The 24,671-nt window shown below is 69.8% G+C and carries 25 protein-coding genes; 5 read left to right on the top strand and 20 right to left on the bottom strand.

Annotation, left to right across the window (positions count from 1 at the left end):
• Positions 1–10: 10 nt before the first annotated feature.
• From G6N51_RS27365 to G6N51_RS27350, 4 genes are all read right to left on the bottom strand, one after another.
• Complete coding sequence (locus G6N51_RS27365) at positions 11–1,522, bottom strand: YifB family Mg chelatase-like AAA ATPase (protein ID WP_083172881.1); 1,512 nt, start codon at positions 1,520–1,522, stop codon at positions 11–13.
• Positions 1,522–1,899: a YraN family protein gene (locus tag G6N51_RS27360; RefSeq protein ID WP_083172880.1), complete on the bottom strand. Its 378-nt coding sequence runs from the start codon at positions 1,897–1,899 to the stop codon at positions 1,522–1,524. Before G6N51_RS27360 ends, G6N51_RS27365 begins: the two co-directional genes overlap by 1 nt.
• A 113-nt stretch (positions 1,900–2,012) precedes the next feature.
• Positions 2,013–2,831: a formate dehydrogenase accessory sulfurtransferase FdhD gene (gene fdhD / locus G6N51_RS27355; RefSeq protein WP_083172879.1), complete on the bottom strand. Its 819-nt coding sequence runs from the start codon at positions 2,829–2,831 to the stop codon at positions 2,013–2,015.
• A 91-nt stretch (positions 2,832–2,922) separates the two neighbouring features.
• Positions 2,923–3,903, bottom strand: a complete 981-nt coding sequence (locus G6N51_RS27350) for an SDR family oxidoreductase (protein WP_083172878.1) — start codon at positions 3,901–3,903, stop codon at positions 2,923–2,925.
• A 271-nt stretch (positions 3,904–4,174) separates the two neighbouring features.
• On the opposite strand from G6N51_RS27350, the gene G6N51_RS27345 reads away from it, so the two are divergent.
• Complete coding sequence (locus G6N51_RS27345; protein ID WP_083172947.1) at positions 4,175–4,942, top strand: ANTAR domain-containing protein; 768 nt, start codon at positions 4,175–4,177, stop codon at positions 4,940–4,942.
• A 6-nt stretch (positions 4,943–4,948) separates the two neighbouring features.
• Here the strand turns inward: G6N51_RS27345 and G6N51_RS27340 are convergent, their stop codons facing one another.
• From G6N51_RS27340 to rplS, 4 genes are all read right to left on the bottom strand, one after another.
• Complete coding sequence (locus G6N51_RS27340; RefSeq protein WP_007171389.1) at positions 4,949–5,254, bottom strand: DUF2469 domain-containing protein; 306 nt, start codon at positions 5,252–5,254, stop codon at positions 4,949–4,951.
• A gap of 4 nt (positions 5,255–5,258) precedes the next feature.
• Positions 5,259–6,053: a ribonuclease HII gene (locus G6N51_RS27335; RefSeq protein WP_083172877.1), complete on the bottom strand. Its 795-nt coding sequence runs from the start codon at positions 6,051–6,053 to the stop codon at positions 5,259–5,261.
• A gap of 2 nt (positions 6,054–6,055) precedes the next feature.
• On the bottom strand, positions 6,056–6,934 hold the full coding sequence (lepB, locus tag G6N51_RS27330; RefSeq protein WP_083172876.1) for a signal peptidase I: 879 nt from the start codon (positions 6,932–6,934) through the stop codon (positions 6,056–6,058).
• Between the two features lie 69 nt (positions 6,935–7,003).
• Positions 7,004–7,345, bottom strand: coding sequence for a 50S ribosomal protein L19 (gene rplS, locus G6N51_RS27325; protein WP_007775353.1), 342 nt, complete (start codon positions 7,343–7,345; stop codon positions 7,004–7,006).
• A 349-nt stretch (positions 7,346–7,694) separates the two neighbouring features.
• Here rplS and G6N51_RS27320 point away from each other — a divergent pair, with 349 nt between their 5' ends.
• Positions 7,695–8,663 carry a serine hydrolase gene (locus G6N51_RS27320; protein ID WP_083172875.1) on the top strand — a complete coding sequence of 323 codons (969 nt, stop codon included), beginning with the start codon at positions 7,695–7,697 and terminating at the stop codon, positions 8,661–8,663.
• Here the strand turns inward: G6N51_RS27320 and trmD are convergent.
• The 5 genes from trmD to G6N51_RS27295 all read right to left on the bottom strand — a co-directional run bounded on the left by trmD (position 8,660) and on the right by G6N51_RS27295 (position 11,343).
• A complete protein-coding gene (trmD, locus tag G6N51_RS27315) occupies positions 8,660–9,358 on the bottom strand; it encodes a tRNA (guanosine(37)-N1)-methyltransferase TrmD (RefSeq protein WP_083172874.1) in 699 nt (232 codons plus the stop codon). The genes G6N51_RS27320 and trmD overlap by 4 nt on opposite strands.
• Positions 9,355–9,876, bottom strand: a complete 522-nt coding sequence (gene rimM / locus G6N51_RS27310; protein ID WP_083172873.1) for a ribosome maturation factor RimM — start codon at positions 9,874–9,876, stop codon at positions 9,355–9,357. The genes trmD and rimM overlap by 4 nt, the downstream gene beginning before the upstream one ends.
• Before the next feature lie 17 nt (positions 9,877–9,893).
• Entirely contained in the window at positions 9,894–10,136 is a 243-nt protein-coding gene (locus tag G6N51_RS27305; protein WP_003878715.1) for an RNA-binding protein, read from the bottom strand.
• A 5-nt stretch (positions 10,137–10,141) separates the two neighbouring features.
• A complete protein-coding gene (gene rpsP, locus G6N51_RS27300) occupies positions 10,142–10,657 on the bottom strand; it encodes a 30S ribosomal protein S16 (RefSeq protein ID WP_083172946.1) in 516 nt (171 codons plus the stop codon).
• 266 nt (positions 10,658–10,923) lie between these two features.
• On the bottom strand, positions 10,924–11,343 hold the full coding sequence (locus G6N51_RS27295) for a nuclear transport factor 2 family protein (RefSeq protein WP_083172872.1): 420 nt from the start codon (positions 11,341–11,343) through the stop codon (positions 10,924–10,926).
• Positions 11,344–11,414: 71 nt separating this feature from the next.
• Here G6N51_RS27295 and G6N51_RS27290 point away from each other — a divergent pair, with 71 nt between their 5' ends.
• Entirely contained in the window at positions 11,415–12,287 is an 873-nt protein-coding gene (locus G6N51_RS27290) for a D-alanyl-D-alanine carboxypeptidase family protein (protein WP_372510311.1), read from the top strand.
• Here the strand turns inward: G6N51_RS27290 and G6N51_RS27285 are convergent.
• The 4 genes from G6N51_RS27285 to ffh all read right to left on the bottom strand — a co-directional run bounded on the left by G6N51_RS27285 (position 12,284) and on the right by ffh (position 17,499).
• The gene (locus tag G6N51_RS27285; protein WP_083172870.1) at positions 12,284–12,895 is read right to left on the bottom strand and encodes a TetR/AcrR family transcriptional regulator; all 612 of its coding nucleotides are present in this window, start codon (positions 12,893–12,895) and stop codon (positions 12,284–12,286) included. The two genes, G6N51_RS27290 and G6N51_RS27285, sit on opposite strands and share 4 nt — an antisense overlap.
• A 1-nt stretch (position 12,896) precedes the next feature.
• Entirely contained in the window at positions 12,897–14,747 is a 1,851-nt protein-coding gene (locus G6N51_RS27280; RefSeq protein WP_142275033.1) for an N-acyl-D-amino-acid deacylase family protein, read from the bottom strand.
• Between the two features lie 35 nt (positions 14,748–14,782).
• A complete protein-coding gene (locus G6N51_RS27275) occupies positions 14,783–15,856 on the bottom strand; it encodes a metal-dependent hydrolase family protein (RefSeq protein WP_142275037.1) in 1,074 nt (357 codons plus the stop codon).
• 86 nt (positions 15,857–15,942) lie between these two features.
• Complete coding sequence (gene ffh / locus G6N51_RS27270) at positions 15,943–17,499, bottom strand: signal recognition particle protein (RefSeq protein WP_083172867.1); 1,557 nt, start codon at positions 17,497–17,499, stop codon at positions 15,943–15,945.
• A gap of 156 nt (positions 17,500–17,655) precedes the next feature.
• On the opposite strand from ffh, the gene G6N51_RS27265 reads away from it, so the two are divergent.
• The gene (locus tag G6N51_RS27265; protein ID WP_083172866.1) at positions 17,656–18,450 is read left to right on the top strand and encodes an alpha/beta hydrolase; all 795 of its coding nucleotides are present in this window, start codon (positions 17,656–17,658) and stop codon (positions 18,448–18,450) included.
• Positions 18,451–18,554: 104 nt separating this feature from the next.
• On the top strand, positions 18,555–20,288 hold the full coding sequence (locus G6N51_RS27260; protein WP_083172865.1) for a DEAD/DEAH box helicase: 1,734 nt from the start codon (positions 18,555–18,557) through the stop codon (positions 20,286–20,288).
• 6 nt (positions 20,289–20,294) lie between these two features.
• On the opposite strand, the gene G6N51_RS27255 is transcribed toward G6N51_RS27260, so the two are convergent.
• From G6N51_RS27255 to G6N51_RS27245, 3 genes are read right to left on the bottom strand one after another with little or no spacing between them, the layout of a single operon-like run.
• Positions 20,295–22,760 carry a [protein-PII] uridylyltransferase gene (locus tag G6N51_RS27255; RefSeq protein ID WP_083172864.1) on the bottom strand — a complete coding sequence of 822 codons (2,466 nt, stop codon included), beginning with the start codon at positions 22,758–22,760 and terminating at the stop codon, positions 20,295–20,297.
• A gap of 45 nt (positions 22,761–22,805) precedes the next feature.
• On the bottom strand, positions 22,806–23,144 hold the full coding sequence (locus G6N51_RS27250; RefSeq protein WP_067748184.1) for a P-II family nitrogen regulator: 339 nt from the start codon (positions 23,142–23,144) through the stop codon (positions 22,806–22,808).
• Complete coding sequence (locus tag G6N51_RS27245; protein ID WP_083172945.1) at positions 23,141–24,532, bottom strand: ammonium transporter; 1,392 nt, start codon at positions 24,530–24,532, stop codon at positions 23,141–23,143. The genes G6N51_RS27250 and G6N51_RS27245 overlap by 4 nt, the downstream gene beginning before the upstream one ends.
• Positions 24,533–24,671: the final 139 nt, after the last annotated feature.

Here is a 24,671-nt window from a genome sequence, read left to right as displayed (position 1 = left end):
CGGCGGGCGCTCATCGCTGCGCGCCCGGCTGCCGGAAGCTCAGCGCGGCCGCGACCTCGTCGGGCCCCGGCGATACGCCGCCGGCCAGGTCGGTGAGGCTCCACGCGACCCGCAGGGTGCGGTCCAGGCCGCGGATGCTGAGCAGCCCACGGTCGAGCGCTCGTTGCAGCGGGGTCATCGCGGCGTTGCCGGGGCGGAACTTCCGGCGTAACAGCGCCCCGTTGACCTCGGCGTTGGTGCGGAAACCGTGCGGGCGCCAGCGCTGCGCGGCGGCCGCCCGGGCCTGCGCCACCCGGTCGCGGACCTGCGCGGTGGACTCGGCTTCGCCGCCGGAGAATGCCCCCGCGCGCACCGAATGCATCTGAACCCGCAGGTCCACCCGGTCGAGCAGCGGCCCGGACAGCTTGCCCAGATAGCGACGCTTGACCGCCGCCGCGCAGATGCAGTCCTGCGGATCGGCGGGCGCGCACGGACACAGGTTGGCCGCCAGCACCAATTGGAACCGGGCCGGGTAACAAGCCACCCCGTCGCGCCGGGCGAGACGGATCTCGCCGTCCTCCAACGGAGTTCGCAATGCCTCCAGCGCGCTGACGCTGATCTCGGCGCATTCGTCCAGGAAGAGCACGCCCCGGTGGGCGCGGCTGATCGCGCCCGGGCGCGCCATGCCCGAGCCGCCGCCGACGAGCGCCGCCACGGTGGAGCTGTGATGCGGCGCGACGAACGGCGGTGTGGTGATCAGCGGCGTGTCACCCGACAGCAACCCGGCCACCGAATGGATCGCGGTGACCTCCAGTGACTCGCTCTCCGTCAGCGGCGGCAACAGGCCCGGAAGGCGTTGCGCCAGCATGGTTTTGCCGACTCCCGGCGGGCCGGTCAGCATGAGGTGGTGCGCACCGGCGGCGGCCACCTCCACCGCGAACCGCGCCTGCGTCTGCCCCACCACATCGGCCAGATCCACCGACGGCTCCGGCGCGGGGGCCGTCCCGGTGATCCTGCCGTCCAGGGCGCCGGACCCGCTGAGCCACTTCTGCAACTGCCTCAGCGTGCGCACGCCCCAGACATCGATGCCGTCGACCAGGCTGGCCTCGGCCAGGTTGTCCACCGGGACGACGACGGCCGGCCAGCCGTCGCGTTTGGCGGCCAGCACCGCCGGCAGCACGCCGCGCACCGGGCGGACCCGACCGTCCAGCGACAGCTCGCCCAGCAGCACCGTTTTCTCCAGCCGGTCCCACGGATTCCTGCGCTGCGCCGACAGGACGGCCGCGGCCAGGGCGATGTCGTAGACGGAGCCCATCTTGGGCAGGGTCGCCGGTGAGAGCGCGAGCGTGAGCCGCGCCTGCGGCCAGCTGTTGCCGCAATTGGCGACCGCCGCCCTGACCCGGTCGCGGGACTCCTGCAGGGCGGCGTCGGGTAGCCCGACCAGATGCACGCCCGGCAGCCCGGAGGAGATGTCGGCTTCGATTTCCACGATTTGTCCGTCCACCCCGCGCACGGCGACCGAAAACGCGCGACCCAGCGCCATCAGCCGATCCCCTGCAAATGGGTGATTTCGGGGGTGCGCCGGCGCCCGATCCGCACCCGGATCACGTCGATGCGCAGCACCGCCCAGCGCGTGTCCTGGCCGGCCAGCCACAGCGCGGCCAGCCGGCGCAGGCGACGAACCTTGCGCTCGGTGACCGCGTACGCCAGCCCGCCATAGCCGTCGCCGGTACGAGTCTTCACCTCCACGAACACCGCCGTGCGGGTGGCCTCGTCGCAGGCGATGACGTCGAGTTCGCCGTAGCGGCAGCGCCAGTTCCGGTGCAGAATCCGCAACCCCATCCTCGTCAGATGGTCCACGGCGAGGGCCTCGCCCATCGCGCCGAGCTGCACCCTGGTCATCGTCGTCTCGGTGGTCATGCCGGTCACTGTGCGAGAGGGCCCCGACAGGGCGGTCACCGCCAGGCTTCCGACGGGCCCACGAGGAGCGGTTATCCCCAGTGCCGGATTCATGCACACCCGGCCGCAACCGACTAGCCGATCCGGTCCGCCCTGGTGTAGACGTTCATCGAGTCCTGCCGCAGGAACGCCACCAGGGTGATCCCCGACTCCTCGGCCAGCGAGACCGCCAGGGACGACGGCGCGGACACGGCGGCCAGCACCGGGATCCCGGCCAGCACCGCTTTCTGCGTCAACTCGAAGGAGGCCCGCCCGCTGACCAGCAGTACCGAGCCGGCCAGCGGCACCCGCCGATTTTCCAGCGCCCAGCCGATGACCTTGTCCACCGCGTTGTGCCGGCCGACGTCCTCGCGGACCGCCAGCATCGTGCCGTCGACCCCGAACAGCGCCGCGGCGTGCAACCCGCCCGTGCTGTCGAATACCTTCTGCGCGCCCCGAAGTTGGTCGGGCATCGCCCGCAGCGTCGTCGCCGCGACGGTGGTTTGATCCGCGCCCGGCGAGAAGCGCCCGGCCAGCCGCACCGCCTCCAGCGAGGCCTTACCACAGACCCCGCACGACGAGGTGGTGTAGAAGTTGCGGTTCACGTCGAGGCTGGGGAGTGCGACGCCGGCGGCCAGAGTCACGTCCAAGACGTTATAGGTGTTGGTCCCGTCGACGGCACCGCCGCAGTACCGGATGGCGAGCACGTCATCGCGGCCGGTGATGACCCCCTCGGTCAACAGAAAGCCTTGCGCGAGTTCGAAATCCGCTCCCGGCGTGCGCATCGTCACGGTGACCGCTGCACCGTTCACCCGGATTTCCAGCGGCTCCTCGACGACCAGCGTCTCCGGCCGGCTGATCGCATTCCCGGCCGTGAGATGCTTCACCCGCCGCCGTGCAGTTACGCGCCGCACTAGGCGAATTCACCGTCAGCCGGGATCGCGGCGCGACGCGGGGACCTCACTTAGCCAAACTACCTCGGTTGCCGGTCGGTCGCCCGGGCCGTCAGACCGCCGCAGCCAGTGCCGCCAGGGTTTCCGCCGACGAGTGCACCGGCCGCCAGCCGAGCTGGGTGCGCGCTTTGGTGGTGTCCATGACCATCGACGTGCGCGCGGTGTGCAGCCATTCCAGCATGGACGGGACCAGCGGCACCCGCGAGAGCGCCGCCGACGCCGCCGCGGCAGCGGCCGCAGGCACCCGCACGGGGCGGCCGCCCAGGGCCCTGGCCACGTCCCCCACCGTCACCACGCCCTCACCGGCGATGTTGTAAGCCCCGGGCGGCGCCGGGGTGGTGGCGGCCAGCGCGATCGCGCTCGCGACGTCGTCGTGGTGCACCAGCTGCAGCGGGATGCCCGGATCCGGAACGACCGGCTTCAATATCGGAACCGCCCTGACCACCGCGCGCATCGGGCCGGGCAGCTGATTCCACGGCATCGCGTCGGCCAGGACGGTGGCGTTGGGCCCGGCGACGATGCACGGCCGCAACACGAACACCTCCAGCGGCGAGTCCTTCGTGATCTCGCCGAGCAGCGCCTCACACGCCGCCTTCTGCGCCGAGTAGTAGTGCTCCTCGGACCCTCGCGCCGGAACGTCCTCGGTCAGCGGGGCGGGGTTGTCGGCGTGATAGCCGTAGGCCGCCACCGACGAGGTGTACACCAGGCGCCGCGTCCGCTCGCTGGCGGCGGTCGCCTCGAACACGTTGCGGGTGCCCTGCAGGTTGACGCGCGCGCTCTCTTCGCGTGAGCCCATGATGATGAACGCCAGGTGGATCACCACGTCCGCCCGCGCCACCAGGGCGTCGACGGCCTCGCGGTCCAGGATGTCGCCCTGCTGGTAGGTGGTCTTCAGCCAGCCGCGGGTCGACGGGTCGAACGGCCGTCGCGCCATCCCGATGATGGCGTCCACGGCGGGTTCGCGCTCGAGCGCCGTCACGGCCGATATCCCGATCTCGCCGGTCGGCCCGGTCACCGCGACGGTAATTCCCATCCCAAGGCTCTAGCCCGCCCGGGGCTCGCCGAAACCACGGGTGGGAAACATCACCGCTCGGGCCACCGCGGGGCGCCGGCAGTCGTCGCCGCTGAACGCGCGGGCACCCGTATTGTCGGCGGATGCCTTCGCCGGCCCGTGGCGGCCCGCCGAGGGCGTACATTTCGTCGCAATCGCACCGAACAGCGTGTGAGGCTCGCACGGAGGACCGATAATCGACGGCGATCGAACGCGGGTCAGACTGCCGACGGCGCAGGAAATGAGGCACAGCATGGGGGACGAATCGACGGCCGGTGGCGGGCCGATGCCCGGCGGGGAGAAAGCCGACCCGGGGACCGTGTTCGCCGCGCTGGCCGAGATCATCTATCAGGGATCGGACGCCGGCCAGATGTATGCCGCCATCTGCATCGCCGCCACCCTGGTCGTCCCCGGCTGCGACCACGCCAGCCTGTTGCTGCGCGACGGCGACCGCTACATCACGGTGGGCGCGAGCGACCGCTTGGCGCAGCAGATCGACGAGCTGGAACGGCGTTCCGGTGACGGACCCTGCATCGACGCGATCGAGGAGGAAACGCCGCAGATCGAGCCGGACCTCACCACGCCGTCGCTGTGGCCCAAGCTGTCCAAGATCCTGCTGGCCGAAACGCCGGTGCGCGGGGCGATGGGCTTTCGGCTGCTGGTCGACAAGCGCAAAGGCGCCGCGCTCAACCTGTTCAGCGACAGCGCCAACGTGTTCGACGCCGAGGCGGCCGGGAGCGCGGCGCTGCTGGCCGCGTTCGCCAGCGTGGCCATCAACGCAGTCGCCAAGGGCGAGGACGCCAGCAGCCTGCGCCGGGGGCTGTTGAGCAACCGCGAGATCGGCAAGGCGGTCGGCATGTTGATGCTGCTGCACGAGATGACCGAGGAACAGGCTTTCGACCTGCTGCGGCGCCACTCCCAATCACTGAACATCAAGCTGGCCGACGTGGCGCGGGAGGTCATCGAGAGACGCGGCGCACTGCCGGCCCCGGAGGACAAGGCGCCTCCGGCGGAGGGCTAGCCACGGCTACTCGGGCAGCCGCAACTCGGGCTTCTCGACCTCTTCGATGTTGACGTCCTTGAACGTCACGACCCGCACCTGCTTGACGAACCGCGCCGGCCGGTACATGTCCCACACCCAGGCGTCGGACAGTCGCAGCTCGAAGTACACCTCTCCGTCGGCGTTGCGCGGCACCATCTCCACGCTGTTGGCCAGGTAGAAGCGCCGCTCGGTTTCCACCACGTAGCTGAACTGGCCGACGATGTCCTTGTATTCGCGGTACAGCGAGAGCTCCATCTCGGTTTCGTACTTTTCGAGATCCTCGGCACTCATCTGGTCAGACGTCCTTCTCGGAGAAACACTTCCCCGGCGTTCCGCTCGGGAAATCCTGGCTCCATCTTTCCTCACCATATCCGCCGCGCGCGGCCGGCGGGTCCGGTCTGCATTCGGCCACCACGCGGCCGCCCGAGGCCCCTGACCCTGTGGCCACGCGCCGGACGTTGATGAACGAATGCCGGTGTTCGGGGCAGGGACCGAGCTGGGTGAGCGCGGCGCTGTGCGCCGGCGTGCTGTAGCCCTTGTGCTCGGCGAAACCGTACCCGGGGTGATCGGCGTCCATGGCGACCATCAGCCGGTCCCGGCTGACCTTCGCCAGCACGCTGGCCGCGGCGATGCACGCCGCCACCGCGTCCCCGCCGATGACCGGCAGCGACGGCACCGGCAGGCCGGGCACCCGGAACCCGTCGCTGAGCACATAGCCGGGCCGCAGCGACAGGCCCGCCACGGCGCGGCGCATGCCTTCGATGTTGGCGACGTGCACGCCGCGCCGGTCCACCTCGGCCGGCGGGATGAACACCACGTGGTAGGCCAACGCGTACCGACGGATCAGCGGGAACAACTTCTCCCGGGCGCCCTCGGTCAGCTTCTTCGAATCATCAAGTGCAGCAAGGCTTTCCAGCCGACCCGGCCCGAGCACGCAGGCCGCCACCACCAGCGGGCCCGCGCACGCGCCGCGGCCGACTTCGTCGACGCCGGCGACCGGCCCCAAACCGCTGCGGTACAGCGCGGATTCCAGGGTGCGCAACCCTGACGATTTGCGGATCACCGTCCGCGGCGGCCACGTCGTGGCCATGGCTACGGATGCTGTTGTGGGTTCACCGAAGACACGCCGCCCCACCGCCCCGGCGGCCACACGATGAACCTCGCCTTGCCGATCACATTGGACACCGGGACCGTTCCCGACGCCGGATCACCCGTGCACAGCACCCCTTTGAGCGCCTCGGCCGGGACGCTGGTGCAGTGGGCACGCGAATCCGCGGAGTGGGTCCGATTGTCGCCCATCACCCACAGCCGCCCCTGCGGGACGGTGACCGGCCCGAACTCGCTGCCCAGGCACGGGTACACCGCCGGGTCGGCCATCATGGTGGCCGGGTCCAAATAGGGCTCCTTGAGCGGCTTGCCGTCGACCGTCAAACCGGTGTCGGCCCGGCACTGCACCGTCTGCCCACCGACGGCGATGACGCGCTTGACCAGGTCGTTCTCGTCGGGGGGCACGAAGCCGATGAAGGACAACGCGTCCTGCGCCCAGCGCAGCACGGTGTTGTTGGACCGGATCGACTTGTACCCGAGGTTCCAGGAGGGCGGTCCCTTGAACACGATGACGTCACCGGGCCGCGGTGCGCCGAAGCGATAGGTCACCTTGTCGACCATGATCCGGTCGCCGACGCAGCCGGCGCACCCGTGCAGCGTCGGCTCCATCGACTCCGACGGGATCAGGTAGGGCCGGGCCACGAACGTCAACATGACGTAGTAGAGCGCCACCGCGATCACGGCCAGCAGCGCGAATTCGCTCAGTGCGGATCGCTTGGTCCGCTCCGGCGCGCCCGCCTCGGGCTCGTCCCCCGGTTCGGACACCGTCGGCGATCCGCCGTCGGGCGTGTCCGGGATGCGAGTGGAGACCTTCGGCTCTGACTGGGCGGGCTGGGGCTCAGGTGAGTCCGTGGGATCGGTCACGAGATCAGAGTAGCCAGCGCAGATTGTGGCGCTGTAAACCGACCGGAACTGCCGCCCGGCCGCCCCGGCTCAGCGCTTTTCCTTGATCTTGGCCTTCTTGCCGCGGAGCTCACGCAGGTAGTAGAGCTTGGCGCGGCGGACATCGCCACGGGTCACCACCTCGATGTGGTCGATGTTCGGCGAATGCACCGGGAAGGTCCGCTCGACGCCGACGCCGTAGCTCTCCTTGCGCACCGTGAAGGTTTCGCGGATGCCGCCGCCCTGGCGGCGGATCACCACGCCCTTGAACACCTGGATACGCTCCTTGGCGCCCTCGATGACCTTGACGTGCACGTTGATGGTGTCGCCCGGGCCGAAAACCGGGATGTCGTCGCGCAGCGACGCTTGGTCGACGAAGTCCAGGCGGTTCATCGCAGAAGACACTTCCTTGCAGGTCGCGGCCTGCGGCAACAGCCCTCACCTAGGGTGTGAGGCGGTCGCCAAGCCGATGGTTTTGGGCAACTTGCGCGTATCTCGCAGCAGGCGAGAAGCGGCCCGGCCGGCCTGCTACCGCTGGAGACAACTGGTCAATTGTGCCAGACGGGACGCGTGCGGAGAAAATCACAGGATCGGAGGCGGTTCGCAGCGCGCCGAAAAGGCTGGTGAATGGTACATATGAGCTGGGCTGGAACGCGCTTTCCGCACCTCGGCATCACGGCCGGGACCGGGCGGCGCAATCGGGGGCCCGACTCGAGCAGGTTTGCCACACCGTAGGAGAGGAATGCGCGTCCGGCCGCTGTTTTTGCTCACCGCCACCGCGGCGGTGGCGTTGGTGGTGGCTGCCGGGTGCGAGGCGAACGTCCAGGCCAAGGCTTACAACCTGCCCGTCTACGTCACGCCGGACCGCGGTCTGCGGCAGCCGCCCCCGCAGTTGGCCGAGCTGATGCTCGACGCGGTCAAACCCACGCAGGCCGAGCAGCAACTGGCCAGCGGGGGCCCCGTGGGGCTGCAGGCGCGGGTGCAGCAGGCCACCGACGAGGCCGCCGCCGTCGGGGCCGCCCTGTCGGTGGCGATTCTCGATCGCAAGACCCACCAGCTGATCTCCACCGGCAACAGCCAGGTCATCGGCACCGCCTCGGTGGCCAAGCTGTTCATCGCCGACGACCTGCTGCTCCACGAATCCGAGGGCAAGGCGGCGCTGAGTGCGGACGACCGCCAGGCGTTGGACGTCATGTTGCAGTCATCCGACGACGGCGCGGCGGAGAGGTTCTGGGGCCAGGGTGGCGCGAACGCCATCGTCACCGCCGTCGCGGCGCGGTACGGGCTCACGTCGACCACGCCGCCCAGCGACGGACGATGGTGGAACACCATGAGTTCGACGACCGACCTGATCCGCTACTACGAGATGCTGCTCGACGGGTCGGGAGGGCTGCCGGCCGACAAGGCGAAGGTCATCGTCGACGACCTGGCCCAGTCCACCCCCAACGGGCTCGACGGCTACCCGCAGCGCTTCGGCATCCCCGACGGGCTCTATGCCGAACCGGTGGCGGTCAAGCAGGGCTGGATGTGCTGCATCGGCAGCGATTGGATGCACCTGTCGACCGGTGTGGTCGGCGCGGACCGCCGCTACATCATGGTGGTGCAGTCCCTGCAGCCCTCCGACGACGCCACCGCCCGCGACACGATCACCCGGGCGGTCAAGACGATATTTCCCGAGGGCCGCATCGACCCGCTGGGGCGCGGGCTCTAATCCGACCGCGGGTCCAGCAGTTCCGGGCGGCGTTCGCGGGTGCGCTGCAGCGAAACCTCCCGGCGCCATGCCGCGACGCGCGCGTGGTCGCCGGATAACAGCACCTCGGGAACGTCGAGCCCGCGCCAGCTCGGTGGCCGCGTGTAGCTGGGCCCCTCAAGCAGCCGGTCCAGGGCCGGCGAGTGCGAATCCTGCCGGTGCGACGCCGGATTGCCGAGCACTCCCTCGAGCAGGCGCACCACGGCTTCGATCATCACCACGGCGGCCGACTCCCCGCCCGGCAGGACGTAGTCGCCGATCGAGACCTCCTCGACCCGCATCCGGCGGGCGGCGTCGTCGATGACCCGCTGGTCGATGCCCTCGTAGCGACCGCAGGCGAACACCAGGCGCTCCTCGGCGCTCCACCGCTGGGCGTCGGCCTGGGTGAACAACCTACCGGCGGGCGTGGGGACAACCAAAAGCGTTCGCTCCGAACAGATCTCGTCCAGCGCTTCGCCCCAGACCGGCGCCTTCATCACCATCCCGGGGCCGCCCCCGTAGGGCGCGTCGTCGACCGAGCGATGCACGTCGTGCGTCCACCGGCGCAGGTCGTGCACCCGCAGGTCGACCACGCCCGATTGAATCGCCTTGCCCGGCAACGATTGCCGCAACGGATCCAGGAAGGCCGGGAAGATGGTGACGACGTCGATCCTCATGCCAGGTCCAGCAGGCCCTCGGGGGGATCGATCTCCACCGCGGCGTCGTCGAGCGACACCGACGTGACGATCGCGCCGACGAACGGCACCAGCACCTCGCCACCGTCGCCTCGGCGCACGGCCAGCAGTTCGCCGCCGGCGGTGTGCAGCACCTCGGCGACGACGCCGACGTCGTGGCCGGCCGTCGTCCGGACGTGCAGCCCTTCGAGCTGGTGGTCGTAGTAGGTGTCCGGCTCGTCGATCGGCGGCAGATCATCGGAATCGACGACGAGGATGGTGCCGCGGAGCGCGTCGGCGGCGTCGCGATCGGTCACCCCGGCCAATCGCACCAGTAGCCGCCCACCGTGCTCGCGCGCGCTCTCGACGACGAAGTCGCGTTCCCCGCCGCCGCGGGATGCCTTGCCGCGCAAGGTGTTACCCGGCGCGAACCGGGCGCCGGGGTCGTCGGTGCGGACCTCGACGACGACCTCGCCGCCGATCCCGTGCGCTTTCGCGACGCGCCCGACGGTCAACTCCAACGGAGTTCCATCAGCGGCTACTGGTCGGTGTCCACCACGTCGACGCGGATGCCGCGGCCACCGATGCCGGCGACCAGCGTGCGCAGGGCGGTCGCGGTGCGTCCGCCGCGCCCGATCACCTTGCCCAGGTCGTCGGGGTGGACGTGGACCTCGACAGTTCGGCCGCGGCGGCTGGTCACCATGTCCACCCGGACATCGTCGGGGTTGTCGACAATCCCCCGGACCAGATGCTCCACCGCGTCAACGACGACCGTGCTCACGTCGGTCAGCTCTCGGCGCTCGGGGTGGCCTGCTCGCCGCCCTCGGCAGCGGCCTCGGCGGGCGCGGCCTCACCGGCGGTCTCCGCAGGAGTCTCGGCGGCCTCCGGCGCGGCGGCCTTTGCAGCCTTCTTCGCAGGCGACTTCTTCTTCGGCTTCGCGGCCTCGGTGGTGGGACCGCCCTCGGCCTCGGCCAGCGCGGCGTTGAACAGCTCGAGCTTGCTGGGCTTGGGCGGCGCGACCTTCAGGCGCCCCTCGGCGCCGGGCAGGCCCTTGAACTTCTGCCAGTCACCGGTGATCTTCAGCAGCTTGAGGACGGGCTCGGTGGGCTGAGCACCCACGGACAGCCAGTACTGGGCGCGCTCGGAGTTGATCTCGATCAGGCTCGGGTCTTCCTTCGGGTGGTATCGCCCGATGACCTCGATGGAGCGGCCGTCGCGGCGCGTGCGGGCGTCGGCGACGGCGATGCGGTACTGGGGATTGCGGATCTTGCCGAGCCGGGTGAGCTTGATCTTCACAGCCATGGTTGAGCGAATTCTCCTGTGTGCGTCACGCTGCAATTCAGCGATGCGGGCGGGATGCCCGGATCCGGTTTTGCCTCGCGTGTCTGACCGCGAAGCGATGCGTGATCGCTCGGCGGACAGCCGCCCATTGTGCCAGAACAGGCCGCCCCGCCAGAAATCGCGGCGAGCCGACCGCGGGTCGTCGCCGAGATTGCGGTCGTGGTCGTGCTGGGGGCGCAACCCACAGCCATGACGGCAATCTCGGGAAAGGAGGCCGCGATCGCGGCCTACATCACTTTCTGGAAGACCTTGGACTCGACCCGGCGGGTCATCCGCCAACCCTGGGGGGTGCGGACGAACTCGTCGTCGTACCAGAGCCCGCAGAACAGCACCTGATCCTTGTCGCCGCCGAGCACCATCGGGTTGAAGCAGATCACCCGCGACCAGGCCTGGTCCCCGTCGATGCGCACCGAGAAGTTGCCGAGCATGTGCGCGTACACCGGGAAGTTGGGCAGTACCTCCGACAGCCACTTCTTGACCTCGGGATAGTGGCCCTCGATGCCGCCGAGCGCGGTGTAGTCGATGTACGCGTCGTCGGTGAAAACCTTGTCGAGGTCGTCGAATCGGCGCTGGTCAATGGCGGTGGAATAGTCCACCAGAAGCTGCTGGATCTCTAAGCGGTCGGAAATCTCGGCCAGGCTCAACATGCATCGGACAGTAGACGAAAATCGCCGGCGGACAGGCCCGGAAGTTAGACTTTCGGCCCATGCGCAAGGTCATGGCCCTCAGGGTCGGCGTCGCGGCCCTGCTCGCGGCCGGAGCGTGCGGTGTCGCCGTCCCCACGTCCCGGGCCGACAGCATGCAGCCGGTCGGCTCGGTGCCGATCCCGGACGGCCCGGCCCAGACCTGGATCGTGGCCGACCTCGACAGCGGTCAGGTGCTCGCCGAGCGCGACCAGAATGTGGCCCACCCGCCGGCGAGCACCATCAAGGTGCTGCTGGCGTTGGTGACCCTCGACCAGGTCAGCCTGGACTCCACCGTGGTCGCCGATACGGCGGACACGCAGGTCGAGTGCAACTGCGTCGGCGTCAAACCGGGCCGCACCTACACCGCGCGCCAGCTCCTCGACGGCCTGCTGCTGGTCTCGGGCAACGACGCCGCCAACACGCTGGCGCACATGCTGGGCGGTCCCGAGGCGACGGTCGCCAAGATGAACGCCAAGGCCGCCTCGCTCGGCGCGACGAGCACCCATGCCGCGACGCCGTCCGGCCTGGACGGGCCCGGCGGATCCGGGTCCTCGACGGCCCACGACCTGGCCGTGATCTTCCGCGCCGCGATGGCCAACCCGGTGTTCGCCCAGATCACCGCCGAGCCGTCGGCGATGTTCCCCGGCGATAACGGCGACCACCCGATCACCAACCAGGACGAGCTGTTGCAGCGCTATCCCGGCGCGATCGGCGGCAAGACCGGGTTCACCGACGCCGCTCGCAAGACCTTCGTCGGCGCGGCCGCCCGCGGTGGCCGGCGGCTGGTCATCGCCATGATGTACGGCCTGGTGAAGGCCGGCGGGCCAACCTACTGGGACCAGGCTGCCACGTTGTTCGACTGGGGATTCGCGCTGAACCCGCAGTCCAGCATCGGCTCGCTCTAGTTATCCGCCCGGCCGGCGTTCGGGGCCGCCGCGGACAGCAGCGTCATCAGCATCGGGATCCGCTGCTCGGCGATCTGGGGCTGCGGCAGCACCCCCTCGACCACCGCGGCCCCGTCGAAGACGTTGGTCAGCAACGCCACCAGCACCGGGAACGTCTCTTCGGGGAAGCCCTCGGCGCCGGGCAGCGCGCGGGCGGCGTCGTGAATCTTCGTCGAGTACTGCCGCAGCTCGTGTTGCAAAGTGGCCCTGAGCTTTTCGTCCGTGCGCGCGGCGACCAGCAGTTCGTACAGCACGGCGTTGCTCGGGGCGGCGGTGAGGTCGCGCAGGATCGCCAGGGCGGCCTCCAGTGCCGGCCGGTCGGGCGGTATTTCGGCGACCCGCTTGGTGAACGTCTCGAGCTGACGGCGCAACACCTCGGACGCCGTCGCCGCCATGAAGTCGCCCATCGTCTCGAAGTGCCGGAACAGGGCGCCCACGGAGACCCCCGCGCGCTTGGTGATCACGGCGGCCGAGGCGCGGGCGTACCCGACCTCGATGATGGTGGCGATGCAGGCGTCGAGCAGACGGCCGACGGTCTCTTCGCGGCGCTGCTGCTGGGTTCTCGCCACGTCAGGCCCCGATTTTCAGGGCGCTCTTGCCGCGGTGGCGCTGGCCCGCGCGCAGGTAGCGCCCGGACTTCACGGTCCGGCCGTAGCCGTCGCGGAACTGGCCCGCGCGGAACACGACCGCGCCGCCCACGCCCGTCGCGACGACCGCGTCGTCGTTGCGGTTGACCATGCGCCGCAGGCCGCCGTAGAACGGCACCTCGTCCTCGTAATAGCCCTCGACCGCGTCGTTGAGGCCGGCCGGGTCGATCACCACGAAGTCCGCGCGGTCGCCCCGGCGCAGCGTGCCGGCGTCGATGCCGAACCACTCCCCCAGTTCGCCGGTCAGCCGGTGCACGGCCTGCTCGGTGGACATGAACGGCGCGCCCGCCCGCTGGGCGTCGCGGACGCGCTTGAGCAGCTTCACCGGGAAGTTGTAGAAGGCCATGTTGCGCAGGTGCGCACCGGCATCCGAGAAGCCCATGTGCACGCTGCCCTCCTTGGCGAGCGCGTCGAGCAGCTTGGGGCGATGGTTGGCGACGACGGTCGTCCAGCGGACGTTGCGCTCACCGTTCTCGACGAGCACGTCGAGGAACGCGTCGAGCGGGTGCAGCTTGCGCTCGTCGGCGATCGCGCCAAAGCTCTTGCCTTCCAACGACTTGTCGGGGCATTCGACGATGACGGCGTCGTGGAAGTCGCGGTGCCACAACGACGGCCCGAGCTTGATGCGGTCGAACTCGCGCCGGAACTTGCGGCGGTATTCCTTGTCGGCCAGTAACTCGTTGCGCTCCAACTGGTCCCGCAGGTGCAGGGCGGCCGTCCCGGCGCCGAACTCCTCGAACACCGGGAGGTCGATCCCGTCGGAGTACAACTCGAACGGCACGGGCAGATGCTGGAACCGCACTTGAGAGCCCAGCAGCTTGTTCAGCAGGCGAGTCCCGGGGCCGAACACGTACACGGACATCGGCATCGACTTGGCGTCGGCCGATACCAGCATGCTCATGCGAACGCCCTTGCCCCGGTTCAGGATTCGGCTGCTGGCCAGGAAGAACAGCATCCCGGTCGACGGCTTGGCCACGTTCGGGGCGCTCTGCAGCAGGCGGCCGCGCTTGCGCAGCACCTTGATCAGCTTGCGCCGCTCGCGCCAGCTCGCGAAGGTGGACGGCAGCGCCCGCGACCGGAAACGCTCACCGTCGAGCTTGTCGATGGCCGCGTCCATCCCGGACATGCCGAGCATCCCGGCTTTCAGCGCGTCGTCGAGCAGCTCCGCCATCTTCTCCAGCTCGGCGGCGGTGGGCGAGGCGGCGGCGTCGGTGGCCCGGTCGAGGCCCAGTACCGCGGTCCGCAGGTCCGAATGACCAAGCAGCGAACCGACATTCGGGCCGAGCGGCAGGGCGTCGATCGCCTTGATGTATTCCGCCGGGGTGGACCACGTCTTGTTCTGCAGGGCGCCGTAGACGTATTCGCGCGGCACGGCCTCGACCCGGCTGAAGAGGTCGGCGGCGTCCTCGGAGGAGGCGTAGACCGTCGACAACGAGCAGTTCCCCAACAACACCGTGGTGACGCCGTGACGCACCGACTCCCCCAGGCCCGGGTCCAGCAGCACCTCGGCGTCGTAGTGGGTGTGCACGTCGATGAAGCCGGGCATGATCCACTTGCCGGCCGCGTCGATCACCTCGGGACAACCCGTCTCGTCCAGCGGCCCGTCGGACACCGTTTCCACCACCCCGTCGCGGATGCCCAGCGTGCGGGTCCGCGGTGCGCCGCCGGTGCCGTCGAACCACAGCCCGTCGCGGATGATCACGTCGTAAGCCACTCTTGCCTCCAGGTCCTCGTGGTGACACGGACCGTAACATAGATAGCAAGCACTCGCAATCTTTTCTGTTTCGGCGCGCCGATCCGTCGACCGGGCTACACCGGCGACCCGAACACCTTCCCGCGCAATATCACCAGGTCAGGGCGCCGTAGCACGCCTGGACCGGACCGCGGGTCGTCGGAGTAGCACAGCAGGTCGGCCGACGCGCCATGGTCGAGGCCGGCCCGGCCCAGCCAGCGGCGCGCGTCCCAGCAGGCCGCGCCCAACGCCTCGGTGGGGCTCATCCCGATGCGCTTGAGCGCCTCGACCTCGTCGGCGATCCGGCCGTGCGCGACCGTGCTGCCGGCATCGCTGCCGGCGTACACCCGCACGCCGGCGTCGCGCGCCGCCGCCACCCGCGGATAGCAGCGGGCGTAGAGGTCGCGCATGTGGGCGGCGTAGGTCGGATACTTCGACGCGGCGTCGGCGATGCCCGGAAAGTTCTCGACATTGATCAGCGTGGGCACCAACGCGGTTCCGCGGTCGACCATCATCGCGATCGTGTCGTCGGTGAGCCCGGTGCCGTGTTCGATGCAGTCGATGCCGGCGTTGATCAACCCGGGCAGGGCGTCCTCGCCGAAGACGTGGGCGGTGACGCGGGCGCCGTGAGCGTGCGCGGCGTCGATGGCGGCCGTGAGGACGTCGTCGGACCACAGGGGTGCCAGATCGCCGACCTTGCGGTCGATCCAGTCGCCGACCAGCTTGACCCAGCCGTCCCCGCGCTTGGCCTGCTCGGCCACCGCGGCCGGCAGCCCGGATTCGTCGTCGAGCTCGACGGCGAAGCCCGGGATGTAGCGCTTCGGGCGGGCCAGATGCCGTCCGGCCCGGATGATGCGGGGCAGGTCGTCGTGGTCGTCGAGGCTGCGGGTATCGGTCGGTGAACCGCAGTCGCGCAGCAGCAGCGCCCCCACGTCGCGTTCGGTCTCGGCCTGCGCGATCGCCTCGTCGAGCGGGACCTCGCCGTGGTGGCCGAGGCCGACGTGGCAGTGCGCATCGACCATTCCGGGGATGAGCCAGCCGCCGTCGAAGACGGTGTCGGCCCCGGCGACCGGCTCGGTGCTGATGCGGCCGTCGACGATCCACAGCTCGGTTGGGTTCTCGTGGGGCAGCCCGACACCTCGCACGTGCATGCGCACGGCGGGTTACTTTCGTCCGGTCCGATGGTCGCCCGGTCCCCCGCAAGCGGGAGGTGCCCCCACCGCCGCGCTGGCGATCGTCACGGCTTGCCCGGGAACTTGAGTTTGGACAGGTCGAAGTCCGCCAGCCCGGGCGGCAGCTCGTTGAGGCCCTCGGGCATGTGCGAGAGGTCGGGGAAGCCGGCCGGCATGCCCGGCATCGCGGCGCCGAGCGGGTTCCGGACCTTGGGCGGCGTCGGGCCCCGGCCGCCCTTCTTGCCCTTTTTGCCCTTGCCGCCCTTGGCCTTTCGGGTCGCGGACTTGCGGCCCATGCCCGGGATGCCCATGCCGCCGAGCATCGACGACATCATCTTGCGGGCCTCGAAGAAGCGGTCGACCAGCTGGTTCACCTCGGACACGGTCACACCCGAGCCGTTGGCGATGCGCAGCCGCCGCGACGCGTTGATGATCTTGGGGTCGGCCCGCTCTTCGGGCGTCATGCCGCGGATGATGGCCTGCAGGCGGTCGAGCTGCTTGTCGTCGACCTGGGCCAGCGCATCCTTCATCTGGCCGGCCCCGGGCAGCATGCCCAGCAGGTTGCCGATCGGACCCATCTTGCGGATGGCGAGCATCTGCTCGAGGAAGTCCTCGAGCGTGAGCTCGCCGGTGCCGATCTTGGCGGCGGCGGCCTCGGCCTGCTGGGCGTCGAAGACCTGCTCGGCCTGCTCGATCAGGCTCAGCACGTCGCCCATGCCCAGGATGCGGCTGGCCATCCGGTCGGGGTGGAAGACGTCGAAGTCCTCCAGCTTCTCGCCGGTGGAGGCGAAAAGGATTGGGACGCCGGTCACCTCGCGGACCGAGAGCGCGGCGCCGCCGCGGGCGTCGCCGTCGAGCTTGGTCAACACCACGCCGGTGAAACCGACGCCCTCGCGGAACGCCTCGGCGGTGGTGACGGCGTCCTGCCCGATCATCGCGTCCAGGACGAACAGGACCTCGTCGGGATTGACGGCGTCGCGGATGGCCGCGGCCTGGGCCATCAGCTCGTCGTCGATGCCCAGCCGGCCGGCGGTGTCGACGATGACGACGTCGAAATGCTTGGCCCGGGCCTCGGCGAGCCCCGCCGCCGCCACCGCGACCGGGTCGCCCGGCCCCGATTCGGGGGACTCGCCGGGATGGGGCGCGAACACCGGCACCCCGGCGCGTTCACCGACGACTTGCAGCTGGTTCACCGCCGCCGGGCGCTGCAGGTCGCACGCCACCAGCAGCGGCGTGTGCCCCTGTCCGCGCAGCCACGCGGCCAGCTTGCCGGCCAGCGACGTCTTACCGGAACCCTGCAGGCCGGCGAGCATCACCACGGTCGGCGGCGTCTTGGCGAACGCCAGCTGGCGGGTCTCCCCACCCAGGATGCCGATCAGTTCCTCGTTGACGATCTTGACGACCTGCTGCGCCGGGTTGAGCGCACCGGAAACCTCGGCGCCCTTGGCGCGGTCTTTGATCCGGGTGACGAACGCCCGCACCACGGGCAGCGACACATCGGCTTCCAGCAGCGCCAGGCGGATCTCGCGGGTGGTGGCCTCGATGTCGGCGTCGGTCAGTCGACCCTTGCCGCGTAGTCCCTGAAGGGCACCGGTCAACCGGTCGGACAGCGATTCAAACACCCCGCCAGCCTAGTGGAGGCCCCGGCGAGGCGGGCCCAGCGCGGCGACTCGGCGCCGCCCATCGACCACGACACCGCAACTACGCACACGACACGCCGATGAGCGCGTGCGTGATTTCAGTCTCGGCGCAGGCGAGCGCGCTATTGAATGGTTCCCATGCTCGAGGTGATCGACAAGGGATCCTGCAGCCCGGATCATCCCGTGCCGCTGCTCTTCGTGCACGGCGGCTGGCACGGCGCGTGGTGCTGGGAGCATTTCCTGGACTTCTTCGCCGACGCGGGCTACCGCGCCGTCGCCGTGAGCCTGCGCGGACACGGCGGCAGCCCGACCGCGAAGCCGTTGCACAAGGTTTCGATCGCCGACTACATCGACGACGTCCGTTCGGTGGCCGGCGACCTGGGTGGTGGCCCCATACTCGTCGGCCATTCGTTGGGCGGTTTCGTGATCCAGCGCTACCTCGAAGGACACCGCGCGCCGGCGGCGGTGCTGGTGGGTTCCGTGCCGCCGCAGGGCGTGCTCAGATTGGCGGTGCGCGTCTGGCGCCGCCGGCCGTCGATGACGATGGAAGCCTGGACCGACCGCACGCTGCTGAAATTCCTCGCCACCCCGGAGCTGACCCGCGAATATCTGTTCTGCGCCGACACGCCCGAGGCCGTCGTCGAATCCTGCATGCAGCGCGCCGGGGCCGAGAGCATGCGCGCCGCCATGACCGACCCGATGGTCCGCCGCGTCAAGACCCGGCGGGTGAGGACCCCGATCCTGGTCCTGGGCGCCGAGCACGACGGCTTCGTCAGCGTCGGCGATGTGCGCGCAACGGCGCGGGCCTACCGGACCGAACCGGAATTCTTCTCGATGGGTCACAACATGATGCTCGAGCCGGGGTGGGCTGACGTCGCGCAACGCATCGACGCCTGGCTGGCGGCCCGCGACCTCACCAGCCGGGCGCGCTAACCGCACTCGAGTCGCTACTGCGCCGAAAAGCGTTGGCGTGCTACATTTCACGTCCGCCACTTATCCGGGCCGTCGACGATCCAAAACTGCAACTACGGGGGGAAATGTCCGTGCAACCGGTCGTTCGCACGGAGTCCTCCGCGGGCGACGACGGTGGCCGGGCGCTGCGCGGCTGGCAGCGCCGGGCGTTGGTGAAATACCTGGCCGCCCAGCCGCGCGATTTCCTGGCGGTGGCCACCCCGGGGTCCGGGAAGACCACGTTCGCCCTGCGGGTGGCGGCCGAACTGCTCACCCAACGCGCCGTCGAGCAGATCACGGTGGTGGTGCCCACCGAGCACCTCAAGGTGCAGTGGGCGCAGGCCGCGGCACGCCACGGGATCGCCCTGGACCCGAGGTTCTCGAACAGCACCGCCCACACCTCGGGCGAGTACCACGGCGTGATGGTCACCTACGCGCAGGTCGCGGCGCACCCGACCCTGCACCGGGTGCGCACCGAGCAGCGCAGGACCCTGGTGGTCTTCGACGAGATCCACCACGGCGGTGACGCCAAGACCTGGGGGGAGGCCATCCGTGAGGCCTTCAGCGACGCCACCCGCCGGCTCGCCCTGACGGGCACGCCGTTCCGCAGCGACGACAGCCCCATCCCGTTCGTGGAGTACGAGGCCGGCGGCGACGGGGTGCGGCGTTCGCGGGCCGACCACATCTACGGCTACGCCGAGGCGCTCGCCGACGGGGTGGTCCGGCCGGTGGTCTTCCTGGCGTACTCCGGGGAGGCCCGCTGGCGCGACAGCGCCGGCGAGGAGCATGCCGCGCGGCTGGGCGAGCCGCTGACCGCCGAGCAGACCGCCCGGGCCTGGCGGACGGCGCTCGACCCCGCCGGTGAATGGATGCCCGCGGTGATCGCGGCCGCCGACCAGCGGCTGCGCCAGAAACGCGCGCACGTGCCCGACGCCGGCGGCATGATCATCGCCTCCGACCGCACGGCGGCCCGCGCCTACGCCGCCCTGCTGACGGCGCTGACCTCGGAGGCGCCGACGGTGGTGCTGTCCGACGATCCCGGATCGTCCGCGCGCATCAGCGAATTCGCCGCCGGTACCAGCCGGTGGCTGGTGGCGGTGCGCATGGTGTCCGAAGGCGTCGACGTGCCCCGGCTCTCGGTCGGCATCTACGCCACCAGCGCCTCGACTCCCCTGTTCTTCGCCCAGGCCATCGGCCGGTTCGTCCGGTCACGCAGGCCGGGCGAGACCGCGAGCATCTTCCTGCCGTCGGTGCCCAGCCTGCTGCAGCTCGCCAGCGAGCTGGAGGCCCAGCGCAACCACGTGCTCGGCGAGCCACACCGCCCGGCCGAGGATCCCCTCGACGGTGACCCCGCCGTCAGAACGCAAACCGAGAAGACCGAGATCGACAACGGCTTCACCTCTTTGGGCGCCGACGCGGAGCTGGATCAGGTCATCTTCGACGGGTCGTCATTCGGCACCGCCGCCCCCGCCGGCAGCGACGAGGAGGCCGACTACCTCGGCATCCCGGGCCTGCTCGATGCCGAACAGATGCGGGCGCTGCTGCACCGCCGTCAGGACGAACAGCTGCAGCGACGGGCCGCGCGGGGGGCGCCCGCCGCGGCGTCGGCGCCGCCGTCGATGCATGGCCAGCTGCGCGAGCTGCGCCGTGAGCTCAACACCCTCGTGTCGGCCACGCATCACCGCACCGGCAAGCCGCACGGCTGGATTCACAACGAACTTCGCCGTCGTTGCGGGGGGCCGCCGATCGCCGCCGCGACCCGCGAGCAGATCCAGGCCCGCATCGAGGCGTTGCGGCAGCTCAATGTCGAGCACTCCTGAAAACCGCTAGTCGCCGACGGGCTCCTCGAGCACTTCGACCGCGGGGCCGCCCAACACGGCCAGCAGGTTCTGCTCGATCGCGGCCCTCGCGTCCTGTTCGGCGTGTGCCGGCACCGTCACGCAGAAGACGTCGGCCGCCGTCGAGCCGAAGGTGTTGACCTTGGCCCAGACGATGTCGGCGCCCGCACGCTCCAGCGCATTGGTCAGCAGCGCGAGCAGACCCAGGCGGTCCATGGCGCGGACTTCGAAGATCAACTGGCCGACGGTCACCGTGTCCAGCCACAGGATCCGCGGCGGAGCCGTGGACCGGGTCACGGGCACCCCGGCCTGAATCTCGCCGGCCCGCGCGCTGGCGGCGCTGATGGCGTCGCTGTCGCGCCGCTCGAGGGTGCCGAGGACATCGAGGTGGCCGGCCAGTGCGCCGTTGAATTGCTGCCGCAGCAGGCCTGATTCCGGCGGCGAACCGAACACCGGCGACACGACGAACTCGACGATCGCGACGCCCTCGTGAATGTTGGCCAGCGCCGAGTGGATGCGCAGCGAGTTCAACGCCAGCACCGCGGCGGCTTTCGACACCAGCCCGCGCTGGTCCGGCGCCAGCATCACCGCGGTCAACCGCTCCTGGTCGCCGGGGTTGATCTCCACGTGCACCCCGCGGTCGGCCGCCAGCGAAAGATAATGTGGCGAAATCGGTTCCGCTTCCGGAAGCGGCTCACCGGCCATCACCAGCCGGCAGCGGCGGACCAGGTCGTCGATCAAGGAGGCCTTCCAGTCGCTCCACACCCCCGGCCCGGTGGCCTTAGAGTCGGCCTCCGCCAGCGCGTGCAGGAGCTCGAGCAGCTGGGGGTCACCGTGCAGTGCGGCGGCCACCGACGCGATGGTCTTCGGGTCGTTGAGGTCGCTTCGGGTGGCCGTGATCGGCAGTAGCAGGTGGTGGCGGACCATGCCCGCCAGCGTGTCGGTGTCCTGCGCCGAGAGTCCGAGCCGGTTGGCGATCGGGATGGTCAATTCGGCGCCCAGCACGCAGTGGTCCGTGCCGCGACCCTTGCCGATGTCGTGCAGCAGCGCGCCGAGCGCCAGCAGGTCCGAGCGCGCCACACGGGTGGTGAGCGGCGCTGCGTTCACGGTCGTTTCGACGATGTGCCGGTCGACGGTCCACTTGTGCGAGACGTCGCGCGGGGGCAGGTCACGGACCGCGTCCCATTCCGGGAAGATGCGGCCCCACAGCCCGGTGCGGTCCAGCGACTCGATCGTGTTGACCGTCGTGGGCCCGGCCAGGAGCACCACCAACAGGTCGTCGAGCGCCTCCCGTGGCCAGGGTGACGGCAGGTCGGGGACGTTGTCGGCCAGCCGCATGAGCGTGCCCGCGCTGATGGGCAGGCCGGTGTTCGCCGACGCTGCCGCCACGCGCAACACCAATCCGGCATCGGTTTGGGGTTGGGCGTCGCGGGCAAGCACCACCTCGCCGTCGTACTCCACCACGCCCTCGTCCAAGGGGCGGCGCTTCGGGCGTCGCACCAGGGCGGTGAGGCCACGCCGGGGCAGCGCGTTCTGCGCCGTTCGCAGCCCGGTTTCGGCGTGGTAGGCGATGGTGCGGCTGACACTGGAGAGCATGCGGGACAACGCAAACCGGTCCCCTACCCCCAACGCGGCGCTCACCTCGTCGGCGAACTGCGCCAGCAGTTGATCCAGCCCGCGTTTGGACACCCGGTGCAGTTCGGTGCGCACGTCGAGCAACGTGAGATACGCGGCGTCCAGCGAGCCGCCCGGCGCGTCCGGATGCCCCATGCCGCGGCGGTCGATGAGCTGCGCGACGCCGAGCGCGTCGAGCAGTTGGACGTCGCGCAGACCGCCGCGCCCCGACTTCAGGTCCGGCTCGGCCCGCTGCGCGATGCGCCAGCACCGTTGCCAGCGTTCGTATGTCATCGTGACGAGCTCGTCCATACGGGATCGGATCGCGCTGCGCCACTGGCGGCGCGCCCCGTCGATGAGTTCGGCCGACAGGTGCTCGTCCCCGGCGATGTGCCGCGCGTCGAGCATGCCCAGCGCCGCCACCATGTCTTTGTTGGCGACGCCCAGGGCCCCCGACACCGTGCGCACGCTGTGGTCGAGCCGAACATTGGCGTCCCACAACGGATACCACAGCCCGTCGGCGACTTGCTGCAACGTCTCGTCAGACTTGTTGTCGTGCAACAGCATCAGGTCGAGGTCGGAATACGGCAGCAGCTCACGCCGGCCCAAACCGCCCACACCCACGATCGCGAAACCGCTGTCGTCGGTGATGCCGATCTCGCCGGCCTTGGCGACCAGCCAGGATTCATGGAGCTCCAGCCAGGCTTTCCGCAGCTCCGCCGCGCCGAGCTCGCGCCCCTCGGACAGCAGCTGGCGCCGGGCGGCGGCCAGATCGCTTGCCCTGCCGGAGCTTTGAGCTCCCGCTCCAGATGACCCGGACGGGTCGGGTGGGTCTGTCATACCCTCCCGGCCCGTCCGGCCCGGTTCAGCAATGGGCGGCTAGGGTCAGAGGGCATCGGTTCCGCGTTCACCCGTGCGCACCCGCACGATGGTTTCCACGGGGGTGACCCAGACCTTGCCGTCACCGATCTTGCCGGTGCGCGCCGCCCGGACGATGCTGTCCACGACCTTGTCCACGAGGGAATCGTCGATCACGACCTCGATTCGCACCTTCGGCACGAAATCCACCGAGTACTCGGCACCCCGGTAAACCTCGGTGTGGCCCTTCTGCCGGCCGTACCCTTGGATTTCGCTGACCGTCATCCCCAGGACGCCCGCTTCCTCGAGGCTGGTCTTGACGTCATCGAGGGTGAACGGCTTCACGATTGCGGTGACTAGCTTCATGCCTGCTCTGCCTCCACCTTGTCGCCCACTCGGTCCTCCTCCAGCCCGTTGCGGTCATCCACCGGAATCCGCGCCGCCGGCAGGACGGATCCCTGCCCACCGATCGCTCCGAAATCGTAACCGCTCTCCGCGTGCTCAGACTCGTCGATGCCGTTGGCTTCTTCCTCGGCGTCGACGCGCAGCCCCATCGTGTACTTCAGGATCAAAGCCAGGATCAGCGTGACGATGCCGGAGTAGAAGAGTACCGCGAACGCGCCGACCGCCTGCCGTTCCAGCTGGGCCCAGCCGCCGCCGTAGAACAACCCCTTCGACACCCCGGTGACACCGTTGATCGCCGTGCTCTCCGGCGCTGCGAGCAGGCCCACCAGCAGAGTGCCCGCCAGACCACCGATCATGTGCACGCCGACCACGTCGAGCGAGTCGTCGAAGCCGAACTTGAACTTCAGCCCGACCGCCAGCGCGCACACCACGCCGGCCACCAGGCCGACCACGATCGCACCCAGCACGTTGACCGACGAGCAGGACGGCGTGATCGCAACCAAGCCGGCGACGATGCCCGACGCCGCTCCCAGCGTGGTGGGCTTGCCGTCGCGGATGCGCTCGGTGAGCAGCCAGGCCAGCATGGCCGTGGCCGTGGCGATGGTGGTGGTCATGAACGTCGACCCGGCCGAGCCGTTGGAGCTGGTCGCCGAACCGGCGTTGAACCCGAACCAGCCGAACCACAGCAATCCGGCGCCGAGCATCACGAACGGCAGGTTGTGCGGGCGGAACAGCGTGGTGGGCCAGCCCTTGCGCTTGCCGAGGACGATCGCCAAGGCCAGGCCCGCCACACCGGAGTTGATATGGACCGCCGTCCCTCCGGCGAAGTCGATGGCGTGCAGCTTGTTGTTGATCCAGCCACCGTGCTCGGACGCGAAGCCGTCGGCGGCGAAGACCCAGTGCGCGACCGGGAAGTAGACCAACGTCGCCCACAACCCGGAGAACACCAGCCAGGCGGTGAACTTGAGCCGGTCGGCCACCGCGCCCGAGATCAGGGCGACGGTGATGATCGCGAACATCAGCTGGAAGGCCACGAACACGGTGGCGGGCATGGTGCCCGCCAGCGGGATGTCGACCTGCGCGACGCCCTTGCTCGGGTCCGCCTTGACGGCGTTGCCGCCGACAAGCTTTGCCAGGCCCCAGTAATCGGTCGGGTTGCCCACGACGCCGCCCCGGTCGTCACCGAACGACATCGAGTAGCCGTAGAGCACCCAGAGCACGGTCACCACGCCCATCGCGCTGATGCTCATCATGATCATGTTGAGCACGCTTCTGGTGCGCACCATGCCGCCGTAGAAGAACGCCAGACCCGGCGTCATCAACAGAACCAACGCAGAACTCGCCAACATCCAGGCGGTGTCGCCGGTATCGGGTTGGCCCAATTGCGGGAATGCCACGCGCTATCACCTCCGGTCGCACGGGAAGGGCCGTCAGACGTGCGCCTGTGGCCTGATCCAGAACCTTGCGCAATAAGTGTTTCGGCGATGG

This window comes from Mycobacterium paraseoulense (assembly GCF_010731655.1).
GTDB lineage: Bacteria > Actinomycetota > Actinomycetes > Mycobacteriales > Mycobacteriaceae > Mycobacterium > Mycobacterium paraseoulense.
Note: the sequence above shows the minus strand (reverse complement) of the source record. Positions and strands in the feature narration are given on the sequence as shown.